Here is a 20,040-nt window from a genome sequence, read left to right as displayed (position 1 = left end):
TTAGAAGAATATACTGCCTACCTGCTTGCGGTTTTGCTTAGCTGCTGCGAAGTAGCGGAAGGCATCAGCGCCGTGTGACGTATGGTCATGAAGCGGCTTGTCTTTCCAGCAGCCTCGCTTGTCATCCCACTCTTTCCTGTAGCCTTCGAGATGGGTTATTCCCTCTGCGCACCTGGTATCATCAAATACGCATTTCGTTAGAATCTCTCGCACTGATTCAATGCCAGTGTCTACGCCGACCTTCGGAACAACTTTGAATGTCATCGAATATTTCTGGCCGTCGATTTCGTAGCCTTCGCGGGCTAGCTCTTTGCGGGACTTGGCATCAGAGCCGAATTCTCGGTTCTCGATATCATGCGGCCCCCAGTGCTCACCGTACTCATAACCGCGGTCTTTCAGCACCTTCATGTAATGCCTCAGGCCTTCACCAGAGTTTTCGTAGTAGTCGATGACGTGGAACTCTTCGCCAACCTCACGAACGAACCAGATGGCCGTGGAGTCACCCACGCCGATATCCCAGAACGTGTGTACCGGTTGATGCGAGTTATCAGGCAGAGTGCCAATCCGTTTGTTGGTGTAGAGCCAGCGGAATTGCTTGGCGTAGTACGCTCCTTCTACAGACTGCTGGAAAGCCTCGGCAGGTATAGACGGGTACTCCCGTTTCATGTCGTCGCCGAGCGTTTTCTCTTTGGCGTGATACCATGCCTTCTGGCGATCGTTTAGCGTTACGCCATGCTTTACCTCAAGCTCAGCGAAGTAATCAACCAGGCGTTCCGGCAATGACTCTACCTGGTCAATTGCGTACTGCGGGTTTCGCCACCAGGTGAAGAAGAAGAACTTCCAGTCCAGGTTAGAAAGCTTCTTTCCCTGAAGTTGAGCCTTCTCTGCCGCCTGACAATAATCGAAGAAGTAACCAGCCCTGCCTTCTGCCGTGCTCTCAATCGTGGTGAAGCAGTCGGTCGATACCGCCTCAAACGCACCAGTGACAATCTCACGCGCCTTATGAGGAAACTTAGCGCATATCTTGCCGAACTCAGAAACGTGCAGGTAACGCAGTGTACCGCCACGAAATGACGTGCTTACGTAGAGTGACCCGCCCTTCTTAAAGACCAGCTCTCCGGCAGAGTCATTGCTTGCCGGGTTGGCCGCCCTTATTTCTGCAGGTAACCGGTCATAGGCATACTTAACCTTTTCGCGGAATAGTCGCCTGGCATCATTCAGCGTATGGGCAATTAGAGCGCACTTTGCCGACTCAAACAGAGCGGCGTCGAGCTGGATGATGCACACCTCAGTCGTGAAACCGAGCTGACGGGCTTTCAGGATGATGTTTCGAGTGTGGATGCCTTCAAAGTACTCGCGTTGCTCAGGGGTCATCCTGAAGCGTTGCGGCTTACCTTCTTTGTCGGTGATCCAGTAGAGATTGTTTAGCCGCCAGTCTTTATCTGCCAGCAGCTTTAAGTGCTCAGGTTTCATTAAGCCCCCTGAGACAATGAATCCATCAGGTTAGACAAGTCATCGACCGTCTTATTGCCTTCATCGGTATCGAGGCTGTATGCCTTGCGCTCAGCGTTGATAACCTTTATCTGAGCATCGACGCCAGCAGTTATCGAGCGCGACATGGAGGCGTGATTACCTTCGGTTATTACTGCATCCTCAAGGAAATCACGAAGCTTGTTGGTAATGCCGCGCCATGCTGCAAGCCCTTCCCTATGAGCCATTACAACTGCGGCCGCCTCGTCGGATGCCTGGTCAACTATTTGCGCGTCAGTAACCACCGACGGATGGTTACCAGGAGTGGTTACTGATTTGGTGACCTTCGCCTTCGTAGCAGTCCTGACCTGCTCAGTGAGGTCTCGCTGCCAGCCTTCTTTGTTTGCTCTCTTGAGGATTGTCGCATGGCTAACACCGTGCTTTTCTCCAATCGCTCTTACTGACATCAAACCAGCCCGGTAAGCCGACTCGATGGCCTCCCAATCTGGTTTCGCCATTACTTATTCCTCTTCGCTGGCCTCTTCAGGCTCAGGCTGTTTAGATTCGGTTATTTTCCAGCCGCTGCCGTTTATCTTTTCGCAATCTGGCAAAATAATTGCCGGTATGTAGTTATTGCTCTGCATGCCAATCTCCAGTGTCTTCTGTGTAATTTCCTGATTCATCCACCGCAGTTCAGGCTGACTGCTAATGAGGGATAACCCGCTTGTGCGGAAACCCGGTGTAACCCGTTACTGATTAACTCCATCCACTCGCATGTAAGGAGCCCGCTATGGCGGCATGGTCTTCGTTGAGATGGAGAGACTGCGACGGGGTGACGCTGTGGTGAAACTGGTGCGCAACATTCGCTACTGCTTCACGCAGTGGCTATGTCACTTGCGGATTACCCGCCAGCAAGATTGTGATCACCGCCTTATTGGGGTTTAGCAATCTGTTCCTTGTCGTGAGGAATCGTTATCTCAAGTCTTACCAACCAACTGGGCCGCATACTCGATAAGCCAGACCTTGGGAGCCATCCATAGTTGAATCAAGTGGCCAGCCGTTGCCAAGAGCACAACAAGGCTGGCAAGAAAAACAAAGGCTGAAAAAAGCATGCCAAAAAAGCCCGCCGCTTCCTTTTCGTATCCCTCATGCCATTCATATGCCTTCTTGAGGAAGATGAACATGACGAGCATTAAAACTGCGCAGGTAAGAATAGTGAGGCTATAGGAGGCCATCTTCCATTTCATGAGCTGCTCAATGACATCTGGCAGCTGTGCTCTGCTAAAGTCTACTGCCTGATCAACACCATCCATTGCCTTCTGAATCAGAGTGGAGACAATTTTATCCGTCTGTTCGCTCATTACGCCGCTCCTTGCATGATAGAAACCATATCATCGATACGTTTTTGCATGAGAGCCATCTGGCAATCATGCATACAATCGCGAGTGAACATGCTTGCGGATTGGCTTATCCTGCTCAGACCATCAGCAGCCTCCAACAGGCCAGACTCATTTAAAAGCTGGATGGTTTTACTCACCTCTTCAGCGCTATCCAGACACATCAAATGCCTTTCGGCTGCGCTTATCGCCGGAATAAGCTCACTTGACACGTGAGCAGAATCTTCTGCAGTGACGAACTTTGACTTTAAGTTATCTATGGCACTTATGGCTTCCTCTGCACTCACGGAAAACCACTCACCATGAAGTCTTTTTTCCGCAAAAAACTTATGACTTGCTCGCTCTAGTCCAACCGCCTTTTTCAATGGGCCAAACTTTGCAGCCACCTTAATCTCAACACCTGATGCGCATTGAAGAGATTTCCGTCTGGCGCTCACGTTTTTAGAAACACCGATTTTTATCAATCCTGCATCCGATTCCATTACATAGACATATTGCATAGCGATTACCTTTCTTTGAAATGAACCCTTGCCGCAATGGAAATCAGCCCGTCGAGGCTCGCCAGCACTAACTGACTTCCTCAAGGGCTCATATCAAAGGGTTGGTTCGACTTGGTGAGAAGCGCATTGCGGGCGCTGTTTTTGGTGCATAAAAAAGCCCCGGACTATGCCGAGGCTTCGTTATCTGAGGCACTGTTGTTTGATGTAGTCCTGCAGGTAGTTAACCTGACCGGTCACTGTTTCGATTCGCTGTCGGAGAGTGAAATAATCCCGTTCAGCGGAGTCTGTAGGTCGGGCGGTGGAAGCATCGCCCAGGCCGCCGGGCTCGGTGGGGTTACCCTTTGAGCAGGTGGCATTGAGCTGCATCCGACGCTTGCCAGTAGCAACATCACGCTGCAAATTTTCAATGGTGCGTTTGGCATCAGCAAGCTCTCCGGTGTGTTTGGCATCTAGTGCAGCTGCGTCACGCTGGCGTACCTGCATGTCGGCGATAGTGGCCTTTGCCGAGTCGCGCTCAGTGATTGCTTTATCGCGCTGCTCTTTGTACGCGATAGCGTTAGAGCGGTAGTGATCGACAGCCCAGCACAGACAGAACAGTATGGAGGCCATGACAGCGCAGATAATTAACGTTGCGCGGTTCATTTCTGGCCCCACATGCAGACCTCTCGCTCTACTTCGCGCCGACTCATCAGGCCTTTCCACTGCTTTCCACCGGCCCATATCCATGCCCGTAATCCATCGCAAGCAGCCGTGTAATTACCGGCATTAAGGTTTTTCAGCACAGAAGAGCGCTCGAACGCCGTTACCCCAACGTTGTAGCTGAAACTGATGAGAGCTGCTTTCTGGTATTCGTTAGTTGGCACCTTCACGGAGCGTTCGACGGAGCGAGCGAATGGCTGCAGGTCTTTATCGAGTATCGCTTTGCATTCGGCCTGTGAGTACGTTTTGCTCTTGATAATGTCGGCACCCGTATGGCCGTAGCAAACGGTGAGTATCCCGGCGACGTCGTAATACGGCGTATAGCGAACGCCTTCCAGATCGTTCAGCATCGTACCGGCTATTGCTATTGCGCCAGCACCTGACATGCCGAGTAGTGCTTTTCTCAGTGCTGGATTCATGCTTATTCGCCTCGCGCAGCTTTGCGCCTGTCTTCTTTGATTTTGAAATAGAGGTTTGTCAGGTATGTAAGAAACCCGAATACCAGGCTCCCTATCACTCCTATTGCCGCCCACTGAGATGGACTTACTTTATCCGTCAGCTGTAGCAGCCAGTACCCGGCGTTCGTTCCCGATGCGCCGTAGGCAATGCCAGTTGTTAGTTTGTCCATGCGATACATGCTCTCACCTCCCAATTAAGGGCTGTGCTGTGTGTTTGCTTGAAGGGAAAAGTGAATGCGCAGATAGCGCTAATTGTTTTTGGTTTGCGCTCACCCCGTTACCGCGATGCGCTACGAGGGGATAGAGGGTGTTCCGGGATTTGGGATGAACGCAAAACAAAAAGGCCGCCATTAGGCAGCCAGTCTGTACACCGTATCGCAATCACAGCCGGGGTAACGCTGCGCCGAATTCGTTGATGAGGAGTCGGAAGACCTCACTGGTGTTTGACCGTTAGGCTACTGCCAGGAATTGTTCATCGTTTGCATTTATCTTTGTGGTCAGTTTCTAAAAACCCGCAAAGCCGCTAACGTTGACGAAAACTGGAAAGAGCACTGACGAGCGTCGTCACAATCCCGCATCAGCGTTTCACCGGTTGCTATTCCGAGGATGCCGGTTGCCGTCTGCCTAATGCTCTTACCAGTTTCAGCCAACAAAAAAGCCACCGCAGTAACTTAAGAGTCACTAACGGCAGCTTATGTGTTTATAATTGCTCAATAGCTCAAAGATGTCAACACATTCGGTGCAATATGTTTTGCTTTAGCCACACGTTTGCGACCATTGAATGCATTTTGCATTGGCTGGTAAAGCATGAAACGTGAAGCCTCAAGAACTTCTTTTACCTCTCGCCTGCAAGTTGACATTGATGGCCGCGATAGTCGCTCAATCCCGCGCTTTGACAATTTGCGGGGCTTTGCGGTCTTGTGGTAGTACGATGCAATTGCGTGCTCGGTAGAGCCGTGAGAGTAATAACTTAGAAGAATGCCAAATGCCTTTGTGTCAATGCGCATAACGGAATCTACGACCTGAGAAATCAACATTCCGTCATCGTCATTGCACATTGGCCTTGTCACCACTCTGGAAGGTTCAACGCTTTCCATCCACTGAGCGATCATGCTGCTCATGCGTTTTTCCAGCCTCCCGGTATAAACCCATGCCCCCCAAAGTTCCAGCCATCCATTTATCCAGTCCTGCTGGTCTTTGGTAAGGTTTAGCTCTCGTATGCTCATGCGACCTCCGGGCCATCAGGTTTGTTTAAGCCGAGCCGGTTAATCACTTCCCGGTGCTGCTCCTGCCAGTAGAGGAACTGCTCTTCATGATGCTGCATGAAGGTTTCTGCACGCTCTTTCTGGGCGATATCCTTCTGACGCTGAGTTAATGGCATGTTGAGTACGGTCATGCTGCCTCCCGAATGAGCTGATAATCATTTAGGTACAGGCCGCAAAAGCTGTAAACGATGCCTTCCCTTACATTCTCAAGCGTGGCGAACGGGAAGAACCTGAGATAGAACTCTGCCGCCCTGTCAGCTTCTGCCAGAAGATCCGAAGCGCTTTGTGGCCGCATGACAAAGAGCACATCCTGAAAGATTGCTGCTGTCTCGCATGGGTAATGGATTTTCTTCACATATTCGCGTGTCATGCTGCCTGCTCCTCTCTGCTGCTGATTAGCTCTTTTGTTTTCTGCTGATATTTCGCCTTGATTGCCTGGCATTCTTCGGTAGTCCACCGGTGGCGCTTATGGTCGGACTCAATCGCCTCTACCTGCTCTATGCCGATGCGCTCGATTAACTCCACGCGATACGGCACCAGGTTCCCGCTCTTATGCTGGTTGCACACAACGCACTGCCGGTGAATATTCCGCTCATCAAATCGGAGTTGAGGTGCCGCAGCAGTCGTCCGGTAATGGCCGGCATCCCACTGAGCAGACGTGAACGTTCCGCACGAGATGCATGGCAAGTCGCGGTCTCTTTCTCTGATGAAGGTGTTTACTGCTTGTTGGGTTTGTTTAATCCAGTAACTGCGGGGCTTTAAGGCGAGCTTTCTGACTTTCAGTTTGTCTTTCTGTTCCTGTTCCTCTCTTCGTCGTTTCTTGTCTGCTGCTTTCTCTGCGTTATTTCTTTCCCGGGTTCGTCGCTCCATCGCGACTACCGTTCCGCAATCTGGAGAGCACCACCACTGGTTGCTGAATTTGGGGTGGAACCATTCACGGCAGGATTCGTTTTTACAGCGTCGACGTGTCTGCCTCATCTCTCTTTACTCCCTTCTTACCGGTTTCAATGTACGCATCACTCGCGCACTCCTCGCAGCAGTGGATTTCGTCATCATCAAGCACACTTGCACAACCAGCACATAGACCAGCTGCTGTGTTGCTGTTGCGTTCGTATGATGTGGTTTCAGGTGGAGTTAGCATTCATCCTCCAGGCGTCAGGTAAATGGTTGCTGCGATAAGCACAATGAAGAACGCGCCCGTCCATTTCCCCATTTGCAGCTCAATTTTTGGCGGTTCGTAATGTATACGGCTGGAGTGCCTTTTGGGGTATTTGTGCTTGTGTTTATATTTGCTTCGCGGCCTTGGCATAGATTTTCCTCGCTCGAACACGCAGCCACATAACATCAGCCAGGTGAGCGGTATAGTTAAACGTCTTGATTTCGGATGGGAGTGGTTCAGGTTTGCGTTTACTGCGGTGTCGGACGTTGAAGATGGCATTCTCCATTACGGAAACTATGCTGCTTTTCCGCTGGCGCATATCGACAGCCCTCCCGGTTTATTTGCCTCAAAGACCGCGATTGCAAATCCTTCTGGCGTTGCGCTGCGGATGTTTCCACGCTCTGCACCAGGCGGGCATTTATGGATTCGGTCATCTGGAGCCCCAAGTGACATGTCTCGGTGCGGCTGCGGCATCTTGAGTCCTCGCCCAACCCATAAGCAGGTTTTCTTCGTGTAGTTGTCTTCGGGCTGATAGCCAGTGAAGTCATGTGGATGGAAGAAGTGATCTGGTTTTCGCCACAGGCTGCTTATCTGACTAACCGGGTTCTCGATGAAGTATGGAGCGCCCAGCATTTCAGCTATGACATGGCACTGCCAGACAACCTGCATGGCCTTGAACTGGAATGCCGGGTCAGCTTCTCGCTTGCTCTCAAACCACCGCGCCCCACTAACAGCCAGGTCAGTGCATGGCGGGAAGCAAGCAGTGAATACGACATCGCTTATCTTGCTCAGATACCCCCAGGTTGCGGGATGGTCTATTACATGGCCGATACGGGTAATTGCCCCATCAGTGTGAATGCCTTCTTCATGCTGCGGGTCAACAAGCACTGCGTCATACCCGGCTTCTAACCATGGCTTAACCATGTTTCCGGTCAGGTCGCACAGGCTTACTATGGTTCCTTTTTTCATTAGAAGTAGCTCTGTAGTTGGTTGAGAATCCGCTGGTCTTTAGTGCCGGCGAATACGTGTTTTATGGCAGCGTTAATCAGCGCACTGTAGCAACGTTCGAACTCGTCAGGTTCCATGTTCGCGTAAGCCAAACTCTTAGCCCTCACCTTCGTATCGCCCCGTATAGTCGTTACCACGTCGAAAAACCCAGCGAGAATGGTCAGGCTCTTCCTGAACTCTTCTTTCTGCGTGTATTCGTCGGAGCATTCGTAACCGGTGTTTTCTGCTGCCCAGTGAGCAAAACAGAAGCCAAAAAAGGCGAACATCTTTTTGTGGAAGGCGGGATTTCTGGTTAGCTTTATCTCGGCGGTGTAGGTTTCGCCGTTCTTGAATCGCTGGAGTCTTTCGAGGTCTGTTTCATGTGCTGGAGAGAATACGCCGCCTGGGTGTTTAACCAGGTCGATTTGCATGGAGTATCATCACCATATCTCTGTAAATTAGCTTGTTGTCTCTACAGCCAGCCAGGTTTACTTTTGTCGCGTTGCTGAGGAATGGCTCTTCTTCAAATCCCTTTGTCCATTTTTTGAAGAAATACCTGCGCCACAGGAACCACTTAATTAGCTTCATCCCATTCTCCTTTAACGGTTATCCCTGCTGCACAAATAAAAAAGGCTGCGATGATGGTCAGCAGCCCGGTCGATAGCTCTGTGATGTAAGCGGTCATTCGAAATTCTCCCATGGGTATCGGTAGTCGCCATTCGCAAATACCATATTAATTCTGTGTGGAACCTGCTTCGCTATGTCCGCATGCATATCCCTAAACCTCACGCAGTGGAGTTTGCGAAGCCATTCGTATGCATCAGCAGCGTTTCCGTAAAGAGTCATCCCAGCAATTTTAATAATCTGGTCTATTGGGCAGATGTCTACGCGAGCAAAATTACCGGTATAAGACTCAACCATTTCATTAGTCGCCTTCTTGAATAGCGTGGCGCGCATTGGATCGTTTAGGTCGATGTATGGGAAAACTACAATATCTAGAAGCCTCATCTTCTTGTCATGCATCCGGATTACATCTGGGAAATTACTTTCATGCCCAAAACCAAAAACAGACTTAATTGCCAGTTTTATCGACTTCACAGCCTCACTCCTTCAAGCATCTTGTTAATCTGATATCCGCTCCAGTTCTGGCGGCACTCGTCGAATATGGTGTTGCCGGCGCTGCTCTCAACGAAAACCATCTGCCCGCACTCAGTACGATAATCAGGCTTCACGCGTCCGTACTTCTGCGGTGCGATATCCGTAGCTGCGTAGGTGTACTGCCACTTCTCGCCGCTGCGCTCAATACTCCCACGACGCATCATCTTCAGAAGCGCTGATGCTATCGTTGTCTGGTTGATTGCGAACTGTGCGACGATCTCTCCCTGTTTCTTGTTGGGGTTGCGAGATAACCATTCCCAGATGCGGTAATTGAGATTTACTTTTTTAATCACGATTCCTCCTGATTACTTAATCAGACCATTGGCTTTGCGACGCTTGTATTCCTCGAATAGCCAGGCGGCAGGTGTTACCGACCCGAGTACTGCAGCGTTCGGCATGTAGTGCATCTTGCCGTCGTCTTTCGTGCTGAAGTTTGCCGTCTGCATGACCTCTTTTTTCTGCTCCAGGCTGACTACCGGGTCGGGAATTGGCTGTCCTGCCGATACCTTTTTCGACCACTCTTCCAGCTGCTTGCCGGCGTATTTCTCGACCTCGCTTTCGCTAAGTTGCCGCTGGTACATCGCCCGGCGCGTGTCGCAGACAATCCAGTACATGACGGGTTTCGACCAGGGGAAGCGCTCTGCGCCGCCTGAGTGCATGCCCTTCTCTCGAGCGTATCTGTGAAACTCTGACATGACGTCTTCCAGCGTGACACCCAGCACCATCGAGCTGTCTTTGCACCAGGAGATGAACTTACCCGGTGACGGCCAGAAGTCGGAATTGCTGGCTCGCGCATGGCGAACACCGGCTGCTAACTGGTCTCGCGTTTTAATGCCGTTTTCGGCAAAGGCGGCGATCCACTGGCGCTTAGTGGTCTTCTCATCAGCCTCGCTTTTCAGGCTGGTACTGACTGCTGCCGGGAAGATTTGCTTAAGCTGCCGGAACAGAGAGTCAACCAGTGATTCTGCCTCGCTGCTGATTACCTTGTCGGGCTCGTAATTACCGCCAGCCATACGCGCCATAGCGGCACCGTCGCGGTTATTAATCGCCTCTACGAGTTGCAGACTCATATGAAGTCCTTCCAGCCTTCAGGGCTGTTCCAGTGAGGGGAATTATCGTTCACGGCTCGCTTGCCACCACGGGTTAGCGCCTGTTTGTTCTGGTAGCTGAGTTTCTGGCTGGCAGTGATAAACCAGTTTTTTGGCTTCTCATGGGTGAACTCGATATCAAGTTTCAGGAGTTCGTATTGGAGATCGATGTTTGGATAAAGCGCTTTCCAGGAGTCGAAGTCCTTGTGGTTCAGGCGAACAATGTTGCCTTCGAATGCGTAACGTCCTGCCATCTCCTGTACGTTATTGGGAATAGGATCTTCAGAGACAAGCTCTCCCTCGCAAGTCGCGTCAGCGGCTTGGGTGTTATGTTCTTCCTTTCCTTCTCCTTTCCCTTCCGTATCCATTCCGTCAGTGAATGCTCCATGACTACTCACTGAGTGCTCATGGAGTTCCATCTTTGGGATATCAGTCTTAGAAGGTCTGTTTATTTTTTGATGTTTATTAAATCCCTTTATATTCAGATAACTAACATCATTCACTGAGTACTCAGTGAGTAGTCCGTGAGTAATCAGTTCTTTTAATAACGGCTCACAGTCGATGATGTCAGCAGGAAAAACCTGCATCTTTATCCGCTTCGGGGAGTTAACCAGATTTCCGTTATCATCAGAGAAGTTGAACATGCCAACGAAAAGGAGTCGGGCGGCAATTGAGCATTCAACTACCTTCTCGTCAGTCCAGAACTCGGGCTTTACTGTTCTGATTCTTGCCATTACGCGGCCTCTTGTTTGATTTGATGTGAAGCCCACAGGCCAGCTATCCACTGAATGCCTTTGGTCGTGAATTTGTTCTGGGTGAAAGCATGTCCGTTAGTCTGGTTCTCGCCGGTTTTAACAGTGAATCGACCGGCGTCGATGTGCTGTGCGTAAGGCGTCAGCTTCCCGGCCAGCAGATACATGATTCCGTTATCCAGAAGGAACTTGCGGAATAAGTTCTCTTTGATGTGGAGAAGCTTGCAGGTTTCGCGGAAGCCAAGAGAGCCAGATGCCTCAACGTAGCTGTCAACGAATTGAACCTTCGGAGCTGCCAGAGCCAGTTGATTCTCAAGCTGCTGGCGCTGCTCAACCTCCACCGTAAGCGCCTTAAGGGCGGAAAGGTAATCAGTGGGAAGCTGGCTGCGTGACTCAAGTTCCTGCCAGCGGTCTACCACAGCCGCCGTGAACTCAGGGGAAAGGCGAGCAACCAATACCAGGGAATCACGCTTATTCAGTTCGTAGTAGTCAAACTGCTGTCCGCGATATTCAAACTTTAGTGGCTCAGTTTGAGCGGCTAAAATTCCAGCGGAAATCAGGTCACGGATTACCCGGAGAACGTTCTTGTGCTCCTTGTCGGTGAGCTGCGCAATTTCACGGCTGCTCATGGTCTGGTTTACTGACGTAGATAATTGCATGTATACTTACCTCAGAAATCGAGTGTTATTTGAGAGCCATCACCTGTTACCGCAGTTGGTGGCTTTTTCTTTCCTGCAACCTGCTTAATTTCCTGCAATACGCGTCCAATAGGACTCACTTCAATAGCTATCCTTGCTATGCAGAAAACTGTGGCGATATCTCGCCAGTTCATGCGACTTACCTTCGATTCATGCCATCCAGCAAGCTCTGCAAAGGTTCTGCCGGTGAGCTGAGATACGGTGATGAGTAAGTCTGTCTCTGCGCGATCAATCTCGCGCTGGGTTGGTTTGCTGTAGCTTGCGTGTTCCATGCGTAATAATTTCCATAGTTAATGAGTTACGTGACGAAGCCGTAGCGGTCGCCACATAGGTTTGTAGTCTTTTGGATTACTGAGCTTCTTCAGCTCGGGATGTGTAAAGAGCGGGGGTGGTGCTTAGGCTGCTTTAGGTGGGAAAAGGTCATCAATGGTTACGTTATGGCCGTACTCTTTAAATGCCTCGATGAAAGTTCGGCATAAATTGATGTCCATCCCTCGTCGCCCAGTCTCGTAGTGACAGATTGCTCCACGAGTACAACCAACGATTTTTGCAAGGTCTCCCTGCGTTAACCCAAAGCGCTCACGAAAAGTGCGAATGTTATTCATAGGGTTCTCCTTTCTCAATGTTAAGTATACGCATCGTATTCAAAATCGCAATACATGGTTTACGAGTTGTGACTATTAACGATTGATACGGAATGTATAATTTAGGGATGAAAATGAACTGGTACGATATTGCGAAGCAAAGGATCGATGCGCTTGGTTTAAACCAGGATAAGGTTGCGGAACGCCTTGGGGTAACCAAAGGCGCAGTAAGCCATTGGCTGAATGGAAGGAGAAATCCGTCACTTCAGGAAATAGGTGCGGTCTTCGAGATGCTTGGGGTTAAGGATGTCAAATTAAATGCTGATGGTACATTCACTGTTGGGGGGTTTTCTGAAGGAAAACCAGTAACTCCTCAATATGAATACCCGCTCTTCACTACTGTTCAGGCTGGCCTTTTCTCTGAAGTTGGAACCTATACCGAACGTGACGCTAAAGCATGGGTGTCAACGACAAAGAAAGCGAGTAAGGACGCCTTCTGGCTTGAGGTATCAGGACATTCTATGACAGCTCCTCAAGGGGTTAAGCCAAGTTTCCCTGAGGGTATGCTGATATTGGTTGACCCTGAAGAAGATGTTGAGAGTGGAGACTTCTGCATAGCATCTGCAAGCGGAGGCTCAGAGGTCACATTCAAGAAATACGAGAAGGATGCGGGCGTGTGTTACCTGGTGCCTCTCAATCCGCAATACAGAACGATTGAGTGCGACCAAACATGCAGAATAATCGGCAAGGTGGTCAAGTCCCAATGGCCTGACGAGACGTTTGAGTAGAGGCCGCAGAGATGCGGCTTTTTGTTGGAAGATCGCAACCAGTAGCTATTTTAATATTTAGCTATAAAACATTGTCTTTTTGTTTTTTTGCTATCCATACATTTTGTTATTTTTATATCTAAATCAAATAGATAACATGAAATGATTTTATTTTTAGCTAAAACATAATTTAGCTATGTTTGACAAGCTTATTTAATAAAAGCTATATTCATTACTCACCAATGCCCGGAGGGTTAATGGATACTAAAAAACGCGCTCAAAAAGCCGCTGCTATGTCGGCAATTGTTCGATCTGCTCCAAAGCCAACGCATTCTGGGCTTATGGCCACTGGTGTTTCATGTGCTGTACTTCCTGATGGTCGCAGGGTGGTATCAATGCAAGGTGCCAATGGTCTGGCAGAGACATTTGGTGTTTCTGTTGGATCTAAAATGCCAAGGTGGGTACCAAACGGACAGCCAGGGCAATTACCTTATGTTCTTCAAGCTAATGAACTGCAGCCTTATATCTCTGACGAATTGAGAGAAGCCCTATCCGAACCCGTTGTTTACAAGAATACCTCCGGTGCCGGTGTGGCATATGGAATTGATGTAACTATGCTTCCTGCTCTATGCGAAGCGTGGACAGATGCAGAGCGAGACGGTGCACTACGCCAAAAACATCACCTAAACACAGCAGCAAAAGCTAAAGCTCTATACAAAGCCTTGGCTCGTGTTGGTGCCGTAGCACTTGTTGACGAAGCTACCGGTTACCAGAAAGAACGTGAGCGAGATGAGCTTGCTAAGTTACTTGAGCAATTCATTGCCAAAGAAATGCGCCCTTGGGTAAAGGTTTATCCACCGGAGTTTTTCGAGGAGCTTTGTCGCCTTCGAGGGGTTCCATTTAAAGCCAATATGAGAAAGCCACAGTATTTTGGTCATTTAGTTAACAATATTACTTATGACCGCATGGCACCCGATCTCAAAGCAATATTGAAAGAGGAGCGCGCAAAAGCCAACAAGCAAGGAGCAAAAATGCATCAATTCCTTTCTGAAGGTGTTGGCAATGAGATGCTTCAGAAGAGGTTTTCGGGAATCGTTACTTTAATGAAAGTTTGCGATAATTATGATGATTTCATTGAGCTTTTGGAACGTGTTCACCCTGTACTTAAGGGTGCAGATCTTGATGCAATAGACAGCGCCGAATAGCACACCCACCAACCCGGCCACCGAGCCGGGTTTTTGTTGCCCTACTCTTTCGGCAAGCTCAGCACATCGATAGCCAGCTCTACAGCTAAATCAACAACCTCTTCCTGCCATAGCACCTGAATCATCTCTATCAGTGCTGCCCGCGACGGCTCTCGTTGCTCTACCAGCACCTGCATAACCGCAAGACCAAGAATCTCTACAACCTGCGGATGCATCTCCGCGAACAAATCTTTCTCACTAGCCATGTTCATTCCCTCGATTAAATTTTGCATAAACACCCTATCACACAGCCACAGAGATGGCGTTTACAAAAATAAATTACTTTATCAATCAACAATCTGTATTTAATCACAACGCAATGATACGAATTGTATTTGCAATGGAGTTTACCATCTGTATACTTAGTTTCATCAGCAGGACGCACTACTCACCAGGACGGTGAATGCTCATTAACAGATAGCGCTGAAGAAGCGCAGATACACCGAAACAGTTTGTTTTGGGGTGTGGTGAAGCTTAACGGCGAGCTAGGGAATAGTTTTGCGGTGAAGATTCTAGATAAGTAGCCGCAGGACGCGCGTAACCCAATCGGCAGCGCACCGATGGAAGCTGGTTCGACTCCAGCCACCACACCACCAAAACACACTGACAGGAGGATGTATGACTTATAAGCAAGAGCGCCGTCGCTTAAGCCGCGAAGCTAAACAGGCTGAATGGAAAGCTGCTAACCCCCTGTTAGTGGGAGTAAGCGCAAAGCCACAGCGCCAGGTGTTGACGCTGAACAGAAAGGCTATGAGCCGCGTTGAAAAGGCAGTGGAAACAGAAACCGAATACATGAAGCAGATTGTGGCTGCGGCTTCCGCATACACAGGGCCAGAGTTTGACACAGGCTGCTGCCTTCCAGAGATATCACTCTATCGTGCGGGGCATAGAAAGACATTAACGGTAACGGCCAGATAAACATTAACGCCACCTTCGGGTGGTTTTTTATTGCCTAATTTTAAGGAATGACAACATGAGTGAAGAGAAAATCATCACGTACAAGGGTTTCAAAAATGACCTAACCTGCCGTGGTTTTCAGTTCGAAATCGGCGAAACATATCGTCACGAAGGTGAAGTTAAAGCATGCGGCTCAGGCTTCCACGCCTGCGAAAACCCTCTCGATACTTTCTCATATTACCCGCCAGCAGAGAGTCGCTATGCGGTAACCGAGTCTTGCGGAAAGGTAAGCCGAGAAGATGATGGCGATACAAAGATTGCCAGCGCGACAATCACTATTAAAGCCGAATTGTCAATGCCTGAGTTTGTTCAAAAGGCTATTGATTGGGTGTGGAGCAAGATTGATAAGTCGTTAGAGCAGCAGATCATGACCGGCTACCGCTCAGCCGCCAGCAACACCGGCGACCGGTCAGCCGCCAGCAACACCGGCGACTACTCAGCCGCCAGCAACACCGGCGACTACTCAGCCGCCAGCAACACCGGCGACTACTCAGCCGCCAGCAACACCGGCAACCAGTCAGCCGCCAGCAACACCGGCTACCGCTCAGCCGCCAGCAACACCGGCAACCAGTCAGCCGCCAGCAACACCGGCTACCGCTCAGCCGCCAGCAACACCGGCGACCGGTCAGCCGCCAGCAACACCGGCGACTACTCAGCCGCCAGCAACACCGGCGACTACTCAGCCGCCAGCAACACCGGCGACTACTCAGCCGCCAGCAACACCGGCAACCAGTCAGCCGCCAGCAACACCGGCTACCGCTCAGCCGCCAGCAACACCGGCAACCAGTCAGCCGCCAGCAACACCGGCGACCAGTCAGCCGCCAGCAACACCGGCGACTACTCAGCCGCCAGCAACACCGGCGACTACTCAGCGGCAGAAGTGTCTGGATCGCATTCAGTGGCAGCCTCTTTAGGTACCGAAGGGAAAGCCAAGGCATCCCAGAGTAGTGCAATAGTGCTTTGCTACCGCAATGAAGAAGGTGAGCTTATTCATATCCGCGCCAGCAAGGTTGGTGAAAACGGAGTTGAGGCTGGAAAGTGGTATCAGCTAAACGAAGATGCTGAATTTGTAGAGGTCGCTTAGGCGGCCTTTTTTATTACATACAGTTAACAGAGGTGAGAGATGGAAACAGGTGGACAAGCATTCCCAATTTTTGACAGCTACAGGTCTGAGCGCATTGCAGATGGGATGACGCTACGTGATTACTTCGCGGCTAAGGCTCTTCATGGCTGGCTTTCATCTTATGGTGAAGGTGACAGGCATCCCGTACTTAATGAAACCGCAGACCAAGTAGCAAGCATGTCATACGCTATGGCCGACGCAATGCTCAAAGCCCGTTCGGCGCACAACTAAATAGAGGGTGAGGATATGGAGTGGATTAAGTGGAATGGGGAGCAACTCCCAAAAGGTAATTATCTGGTTAGCACGGAATCAAAGTCCGTTATGGAGATGACTTACACATGGAATCTTCACGCTAAAACTCGGAGAGGTGGTGCCCCACGTTGGGAGTGGAAGGGCAGGATTTCCCCATGGGAAATAACGCACTATATGAAGATGCCAGAACCACCCACCGAGTAACCTCCGCATCAGCTTTCACTGAGAGCTGATTCTGATTCACCCTCGTTGTCATTGTTTGCCCGACACTGTGCGGGCTTCTTTTTAACTGGAGAAAAGTATGTCACTAGCAGAATTAACATTTGATTGTTCATGTGCGGCGGTTGAAGGCATTCGTTATGGCACAACTCGCATTGTAGCCGACAACGTTGATGTCGCAGATTTAATCTCCCAAATAAAGGCGGGGAGCGCACTTGATGAGGCTCTTGAAGAGGTTGGTGAAACAGATGTTATCACCTGGCTGGAAGAGCAAGGGTACACAGTAATGAGCAACGACGAAGCCGCCTAGTGCGGCTTTTTTATTCGCGTTTATTCATGAGCGCAGTCGCTGATTAATGAACACAACTAAACAGGAGTTACCCATGATGCAATTTTCGCTCGCGGGTGGCGGCGTCATGTCCGCTTATTACCCGCCAGAATCTGAATTATCCCGTCGCTTTAAGCAAATCATCAAAGCAGCACGTAAGCAACTGGAGGCGCTATGTACAACACACAAACAGTAATACGCCAGTGCATAACGCCGGGGATGCTGGTCATTCACAACGGTAAGCCGTGGCGAGCGGCGGTGAACAAAAACGGCAAGCTGCACATCCACCGCCCTTTCGAAGCTAAGCCGCTGTACGACCTTATCGTGGATATCGTTCTCGACCATAACAACCAGCCGGAGGTGATGCTGTGAACCTGACCTTTACCTGCTCATACTTTACGACCCGGAACAGCATTCACGCTGGCCAGATGAAAGTCATTGCTGAGGATGCTCAGTTAGACCAGCTGAACAACCCCACGGAATTGCTTCGCCAGATGGACCAGAAAGAGATTATCGAGTTCATCGAGGCTCAGGGTTACGCAGTTATAGCGGCGCAGGAGAAAGCAGCGTGAGCGCATTAGAGCAATGGGATGAGGACGCATTCACCAGCATCATGCTGGACATGATCGAGGATGAGGTCTGCGAGCAAATCAATCTCGCCGCCGAGCACGGTAACGAGCAAATCAGCTGGGAAGAGTTTTCCGGCAATTTTAACTGAGAGAGAAAGCCATGAAATTCGAAAAAGCCATGAGAAAGAAAGCCAGACTACGGTTGGCGCTTACCGGGCCGAGTGGTTCAGGAAAAACTTACAGCGCACTGCTTATCGCCAAGGGAATTGGCGGGAAGATAGCGGTGGTTGATACAGAAAAAGGCAGCGCCTCGCTCTACTCTGACGTGGCAGATTTTGACGTGCTCGAGCTTGACCCGCCGTTCAGCCCGGAGCGCTTCATTGAGGCCATTAATGCTGCTGAGGACGCCGGTTACGATACGATCATAATCGACAGCATCACCCACGAATGGGGCGGCGTCGGCGGTTGCCTGGAGCTGGTAGATACCATTGCCAAGACCAAGTACCGCGGTAATTCATGGTCAGCGTGGAGCGACATTAACCCGCGCCACCGCCTATTCCTGGATGCAATCCTGAGAACCAACATGCATGTGATCGCCACCATGCGAAGCAAAACCGAAACGGCACAGGTTGAAGAAAACGGCCGCAAGAAAGTTGCCAAGTTAGGCATGAAGTCAGAGCAGCGCGACGGCGTAGAATACGAGTTCACCACGGTACTGGATATCACCCACGAATCGCACCACGCAAACGCAACCAAAGACCGTACAGGACTGTTCTCAAACTCCGACCCGGTGAAACTATCTGCTGATACCGGGAAAATGCTTCTGCAGTGGCTCGAATCTGGCGTTAATCCTAATGAGGAAATCCTCTCTGGCTTCACTAAGGCTGCATCTTCAGCATCCATTGAAGACCTGGAGAAGTACTGGAAAAGCGCTGACCGGCGCTTACTAGGCCATCCTGAGCATGACAAGGCGAAAGAGATTTACGAGATAAGGAAGTCCGAGCTGCAGCAGGCCAATGAGGCAGCGTGATGAGCACTATCAAACGCCGCGGAAACCAAATCTCACTCGGTCGTCACTGGACAAATAAGGAAATCAATCAGGCCAGGGATATGGCCGGAAAAGTCCACTCAAAGCACATAGCCAGAATACTCGACCGGTCATACGAATCACTTCGTCAAATGGCTAAGCGCCAGCACATCAGCTTACGCCTGCAATAACAAAAGGATACGAACATGCCATCACCTCTCACTCCCGGGGCGGTTAACCCTCGCCTGTGCTCTGCCGCCACACCCGGAGAGGTGCTGGCTAACGTGAAGAAATATCTCATTAAGTCATGGGCTGGTGAAATTCAGCCACTGAGCAAACAGGTGCGAATGGAGTATCGGGCTGACCAGGTAGCCGATAAAGAGTTGCGGGATATTGCTGAAAAAACCTCATACCTACCAATTTACGAAATTACCGGCCCTCACCTTCCACCTGAACACATCGACGACCGCTCTCGCGTCCGCCTTGGTCGCTATGGCGCTCGCATTAGCGACTAAGGAAAACATCATGAGCTACCAATACGACGCCAACGTAACACCTGGCGACCTTACTGTTAACGCCAGATTTAAGAAAGCACCCATGCCCACCAAAGCAGAACTATTAGCTCGCTGCAGCTTTCCGAGTGTGAACACTAATAGTCACCTGGACCGGATGATACGCAATGGAAACAGCAGAGCTTAACGCCATTCGCGCCACCGCTCGTCAGTGCTGGAAAGAGATTCAGGGAGCATGGAAGGCAGAGGAAGCCAAGAGCATAAAAGACAGGGAAGTCATCAACCGCAGAATCCTTCTCAGCTACGAGCGCCGCATATCTCCACGATTCACTATCTATCAACTTCTCTATCACATTGGCGTCATTAACGGGACGCTTAAGGAAAGGCTATGACTTTATTGCAAATAGCAGGACTTCTTACTGGGAAATACGCGCCTCATGACATGAAGGGAGATGAGAACGCAGTTCGGTATCTGCATAGAAGGCTAAGCGCCACTTCCGAACTCCAGCGCCAGTTAACCGCCTACGAAGCCACGGTGACGAATCTTGAGGCTCAGGTGCAGGGGCTGGCGGCGGAGAATGGAAATATCAAGGTCATGAACGACTGTCTGTCTGAAGAGTTGCGAGGTTATGAATCTGATGGCGCTTTCGATGGGCCGAAGATGCACCTGTTGTGGTGGAAAGTAGAAACCCCACACACCGACGCCGCGCTGGCAGAGATACGCGCCCAGGGTGTCGATGCGTTCGCCGCAGACTTAGGTAACGCATATCAGCAACTGAGGGCCGGGAGTCCACAGGCGAAAGCGCTTAAGGCAGTAGTTTTCCGTG

38 protein-coding genes are annotated in these 20,040 nt (G+C 50.3%); 15 read left to right on the top strand and 23 right to left on the bottom strand.

The window, feature by feature from the left end:
* From WFK85_RS22385 to WFK85_RS22275, 22 genes are all read right to left on the bottom strand, one after another.
* The gene (locus WFK85_RS22385; RefSeq protein WP_336709805.1) at window positions 1-1,473 is read right to left on the bottom strand and encodes a terminase; all 1,473 of its coding nucleotides are present in this window, start codon (window positions 1,471-1,473) and stop codon (window positions 1-3) included.
* Window positions 1,473-1,988 (bottom strand): hypothetical protein, encoded by a 516-nt coding sequence (locus WFK85_RS22380; RefSeq protein ID WP_336709806.1) that lies wholly within the window; start codon window positions 1,986-1,988, stop codon window positions 1,473-1,475. Before WFK85_RS22380 ends, WFK85_RS22385 begins: the two co-directional genes overlap by 1 nt.
* A gap of 3 nt (window positions 1,989-1,991) precedes the next feature.
* Entirely contained in the window at window positions 1,992-2,153 is a 162-nt protein-coding gene (locus WFK85_RS22375; RefSeq protein WP_336709808.1) for a hypothetical protein, read from the bottom strand.
* Between the two features lie 294 nt (window positions 2,154-2,447).
* A complete protein-coding gene (locus WFK85_RS22370; RefSeq protein WP_336709810.1) occupies window positions 2,448-2,831 on the bottom strand; it encodes a hypothetical protein in 384 nt (127 codons plus the stop codon).
* The gene (locus tag WFK85_RS22365) at window positions 2,831-3,367 is read right to left on the bottom strand and encodes a GIY-YIG nuclease family protein (RefSeq protein ID WP_336709811.1); all 537 of its coding nucleotides are present in this window, start codon (window positions 3,365-3,367) and stop codon (window positions 2,831-2,833) included. The genes WFK85_RS22370 and WFK85_RS22365 overlap by 1 nt, the downstream gene beginning before the upstream one ends.
* A 180-nt stretch (window positions 3,368-3,547) precedes the next feature.
* Window positions 3,548-4,009, bottom strand: a complete 462-nt coding sequence (locus WFK85_RS22360) for a lysis protein (RefSeq protein ID WP_336709812.1) — start codon at window positions 4,007-4,009, stop codon at window positions 3,548-3,550.
* Window positions 4,006-4,485 (bottom strand): lysozyme, encoded by a 480-nt coding sequence (locus tag WFK85_RS22355; RefSeq protein ID WP_336709813.1) that lies wholly within the window; start codon window positions 4,483-4,485, stop codon window positions 4,006-4,008. Before WFK85_RS22355 ends, WFK85_RS22360 begins: the two co-directional genes overlap by 4 nt.
* A gap of 2 nt (window positions 4,486-4,487) precedes the next feature.
* Window positions 4,488-4,703: a class II holin family protein gene (locus tag WFK85_RS22350; RefSeq protein ID WP_336709815.1), complete on the bottom strand. Its 216-nt coding sequence runs from the start codon at window positions 4,701-4,703 to the stop codon at window positions 4,488-4,490.
* Between the two features lie 531 nt (window positions 4,704-5,234).
* Window positions 5,235-5,750: an antiterminator Q family protein gene (locus tag WFK85_RS22345; RefSeq protein WP_336709816.1), complete on the bottom strand. Its 516-nt coding sequence runs from the start codon at window positions 5,748-5,750 to the stop codon at window positions 5,235-5,237.
* Window positions 5,747-5,920 carry a hypothetical protein gene (locus WFK85_RS22340; protein WP_336709818.1) on the bottom strand — a complete coding sequence of 58 codons (174 nt, stop codon included), beginning with the start codon at window positions 5,918-5,920 and terminating at the stop codon, window positions 5,747-5,749. The genes WFK85_RS22345 and WFK85_RS22340 overlap by 4 nt, the downstream gene beginning before the upstream one ends.
* A complete protein-coding gene (locus WFK85_RS22335) occupies window positions 5,917-6,159 on the bottom strand; it encodes a hypothetical protein (protein WP_336709819.1) in 243 nt (80 codons plus the stop codon). The genes WFK85_RS22340 and WFK85_RS22335 overlap by 4 nt, the downstream gene beginning before the upstream one ends.
* Window positions 6,156-6,767: a recombination protein NinG gene (locus WFK85_RS22330; protein WP_336709821.1), complete on the bottom strand. Its 612-nt coding sequence runs from the start codon at window positions 6,765-6,767 to the stop codon at window positions 6,156-6,158. Before WFK85_RS22330 ends, WFK85_RS22335 begins: the two co-directional genes overlap by 4 nt.
* Window positions 6,768-7,072: 305 nt before the next feature.
* On the bottom strand, window positions 7,073-7,267 hold the full coding sequence (locus WFK85_RS22320) for a NinE family protein (RefSeq protein WP_336709825.1): 195 nt from the start codon (window positions 7,265-7,267) through the stop codon (window positions 7,073-7,075).
* On the bottom strand, window positions 7,243-7,917 hold the full coding sequence (locus tag WFK85_RS22315; RefSeq protein WP_336709826.1) for a hypothetical protein: 675 nt from the start codon (window positions 7,915-7,917) through the stop codon (window positions 7,243-7,245). The genes WFK85_RS22320 and WFK85_RS22315 overlap by 25 nt, the downstream gene beginning before the upstream one ends.
* On the bottom strand, window positions 7,917-8,366 hold the full coding sequence (locus WFK85_RS22310; protein ID WP_336709828.1) for a DUF1367 family protein: 450 nt from the start codon (window positions 8,364-8,366) through the stop codon (window positions 7,917-7,919). The genes WFK85_RS22315 and WFK85_RS22310 overlap by 1 nt, the downstream gene beginning before the upstream one ends.
* A gap of 250 nt (window positions 8,367-8,616) precedes the next feature.
* Entirely contained in the window at window positions 8,617-9,033 is a 417-nt protein-coding gene (locus tag WFK85_RS22305) for a hypothetical protein (RefSeq protein WP_336709829.1), read from the bottom strand.
* The gene (locus tag WFK85_RS22300; RefSeq protein WP_336709830.1) at window positions 9,030-9,386 is read right to left on the bottom strand and encodes a hypothetical protein; all 357 of its coding nucleotides are present in this window, start codon (window positions 9,384-9,386) and stop codon (window positions 9,030-9,032) included. The genes WFK85_RS22305 and WFK85_RS22300 overlap by 4 nt, the downstream gene beginning before the upstream one ends.
* A gap of 12 nt (window positions 9,387-9,398) precedes the next feature.
* Window positions 9,399-10,163: a replication protein P gene (locus WFK85_RS22295; protein ID WP_336709832.1), complete on the bottom strand. Its 765-nt coding sequence runs from the start codon at window positions 10,161-10,163 to the stop codon at window positions 9,399-9,401.
* On the bottom strand, window positions 10,160-10,915 hold the full coding sequence (locus tag WFK85_RS22290; RefSeq protein ID WP_336709834.1) for a hypothetical protein: 756 nt from the start codon (window positions 10,913-10,915) through the stop codon (window positions 10,160-10,162). The genes WFK85_RS22295 and WFK85_RS22290 overlap by 4 nt, the downstream gene beginning before the upstream one ends.
* Window positions 10,915-11,592 (bottom strand): phage antirepressor KilAC domain-containing protein, encoded by a 678-nt coding sequence (locus tag WFK85_RS22285; protein WP_336709836.1) that lies wholly within the window; start codon window positions 11,590-11,592, stop codon window positions 10,915-10,917. Before WFK85_RS22285 ends, WFK85_RS22290 begins: the two co-directional genes overlap by 1 nt.
* Before the next feature lie 11 nt (window positions 11,593-11,603).
* Window positions 11,604-11,903 (bottom strand): CII family transcriptional regulator, encoded by a 300-nt coding sequence (locus WFK85_RS22280; protein WP_336709838.1) that lies wholly within the window; start codon window positions 11,901-11,903, stop codon window positions 11,604-11,606.
* A gap of 123 nt (window positions 11,904-12,026) precedes the next feature.
* Window positions 12,027-12,236, bottom strand: a complete 210-nt coding sequence (locus WFK85_RS22275) for a helix-turn-helix transcriptional regulator (RefSeq protein WP_176982092.1) — start codon at window positions 12,234-12,236, stop codon at window positions 12,027-12,029.
* Window positions 12,237-12,349: 113 nt separating this feature from the next.
* On the opposite strand from WFK85_RS22275, the gene WFK85_RS22270 reads away from it, so the two are divergent.
* Together WFK85_RS22270 and WFK85_RS22265 are read left to right on the top strand one after the other, a co-directional pair.
* Window positions 12,350-13,003: a LexA family protein gene (locus WFK85_RS22270; protein WP_336709839.1), complete on the top strand. Its 654-nt coding sequence runs from the start codon at window positions 12,350-12,352 to the stop codon at window positions 13,001-13,003.
* Window positions 13,004-13,239: 236 nt separating this feature from the next.
* Window positions 13,240-14,187 (top strand): P63C domain-containing protein, encoded by a 948-nt coding sequence (locus WFK85_RS22265; protein ID WP_336709841.1) that lies wholly within the window; start codon window positions 13,240-13,242, stop codon window positions 14,185-14,187.
* 41 nt (window positions 14,188-14,228) lie between these two features.
* On the opposite strand, the gene WFK85_RS22260 is transcribed toward WFK85_RS22265, so the two are convergent.
* Window positions 14,229-14,432: a hypothetical protein gene (locus WFK85_RS22260; protein WP_336709843.1), complete on the bottom strand. Its 204-nt coding sequence runs from the start codon at window positions 14,430-14,432 to the stop codon at window positions 14,229-14,231.
* Window positions 14,433-14,844: 412 nt separating this feature from the next.
* On the opposite strand from WFK85_RS22260, the gene WFK85_RS22255 reads away from it, so the two are divergent.
* The 13 genes from WFK85_RS22255 to WFK85_RS22195 all read left to right on the top strand — a co-directional run.
* Window positions 14,845-15,144, top strand: coding sequence for a transcriptional antitermination N peptide (locus tag WFK85_RS22255; RefSeq protein ID WP_336709844.1), 300 nt, complete (start codon window positions 14,845-14,847; stop codon window positions 15,142-15,144).
* Window positions 15,145-15,199: 55 nt separating this feature from the next.
* Window positions 15,200-16,267, top strand: a complete 1,068-nt coding sequence (locus WFK85_RS22250; protein WP_336714328.1) for a DUF7666 domain-containing protein — start codon at window positions 15,200-15,202, stop codon at window positions 16,265-16,267.
* A 39-nt stretch (window positions 16,268-16,306) separates the two neighbouring features.
* A complete protein-coding gene (locus WFK85_RS22245) occupies window positions 16,307-16,537 on the top strand; it encodes a hypothetical protein (protein ID WP_336709915.1) in 231 nt (76 codons plus the stop codon).
* A 322-nt stretch (window positions 16,538-16,859) separates the two neighbouring features.
* A complete protein-coding gene (locus tag WFK85_RS22240) occupies window positions 16,860-17,087 on the top strand; it encodes a hypothetical protein (RefSeq protein ID WP_336709916.1) in 228 nt (75 codons plus the stop codon).
* Window positions 17,088-17,160: 73 nt separating this feature from the next.
* Window positions 17,161-17,301, top strand: a complete 141-nt coding sequence (locus tag WFK85_RS22235; RefSeq protein WP_336709918.1) for a hypothetical protein — start codon at window positions 17,161-17,163, stop codon at window positions 17,299-17,301.
* On the top strand, window positions 17,280-17,477 hold the full coding sequence (locus WFK85_RS22230; RefSeq protein WP_336709920.1) for a hypothetical protein: 198 nt from the start codon (window positions 17,280-17,282) through the stop codon (window positions 17,475-17,477). The genes WFK85_RS22235 and WFK85_RS22230 overlap by 22 nt, the downstream gene beginning before the upstream one ends.
* Window positions 17,474-17,677, top strand: a complete 204-nt coding sequence (locus WFK85_RS22225; RefSeq protein WP_336709921.1) for a hypothetical protein — start codon at window positions 17,474-17,476, stop codon at window positions 17,675-17,677. Before WFK85_RS22230 ends, WFK85_RS22225 begins: the two co-directional genes overlap by 4 nt.
* On the top strand, window positions 17,674-17,823 hold the full coding sequence (locus WFK85_RS22220) for a hypothetical protein (protein WP_336709922.1): 150 nt from the start codon (window positions 17,674-17,676) through the stop codon (window positions 17,821-17,823). Before WFK85_RS22225 ends, WFK85_RS22220 begins: the two co-directional genes overlap by 4 nt.
* Window positions 17,824-17,834: 11 nt before the next feature.
* Window positions 17,835-18,704: an ATP-binding protein gene (locus WFK85_RS22215; protein ID WP_336709923.1), complete on the top strand. Its 870-nt coding sequence runs from the start codon at window positions 17,835-17,837 to the stop codon at window positions 18,702-18,704.
* Window positions 18,705-18,907: 203 nt separating this feature from the next.
* Complete coding sequence (locus WFK85_RS22210; protein ID WP_336709925.1) at window positions 18,908-19,216, top strand: hypothetical protein; 309 nt, start codon at window positions 18,908-18,910, stop codon at window positions 19,214-19,216.
* Window positions 19,194-19,400: a DUF2737 family protein gene (locus WFK85_RS22205; RefSeq protein WP_336710406.1), complete on the top strand. Its 207-nt coding sequence runs from the start codon at window positions 19,194-19,196 to the stop codon at window positions 19,398-19,400. Before WFK85_RS22210 ends, WFK85_RS22205 begins: the two co-directional genes overlap by 23 nt.
* Window positions 19,381-19,605: a hypothetical protein gene (locus WFK85_RS22200; protein WP_176982076.1), complete on the top strand. Its 225-nt coding sequence runs from the start codon at window positions 19,381-19,383 to the stop codon at window positions 19,603-19,605. The genes WFK85_RS22205 and WFK85_RS22200 overlap by 20 nt, the downstream gene beginning before the upstream one ends.
* Window positions 19,602-20,040 (top strand): hypothetical protein (locus WFK85_RS22195; protein WP_336710405.1); only part of this gene is annotated, 439 nt, incomplete at its 3' end. The genes WFK85_RS22200 and WFK85_RS22195, both read left to right, overlap by 4 nt.

The sequence above is a fragment of the Cedecea sp. VD22 genome (assembly GCF_037150195.1).
Taxonomy (GTDB): domain Bacteria; phylum Pseudomonadota; class Gammaproteobacteria; order Enterobacterales; family Enterobacteriaceae; genus Cedecea.
This window is presented reverse-complemented; position numbering and strand designations above follow the sequence as displayed.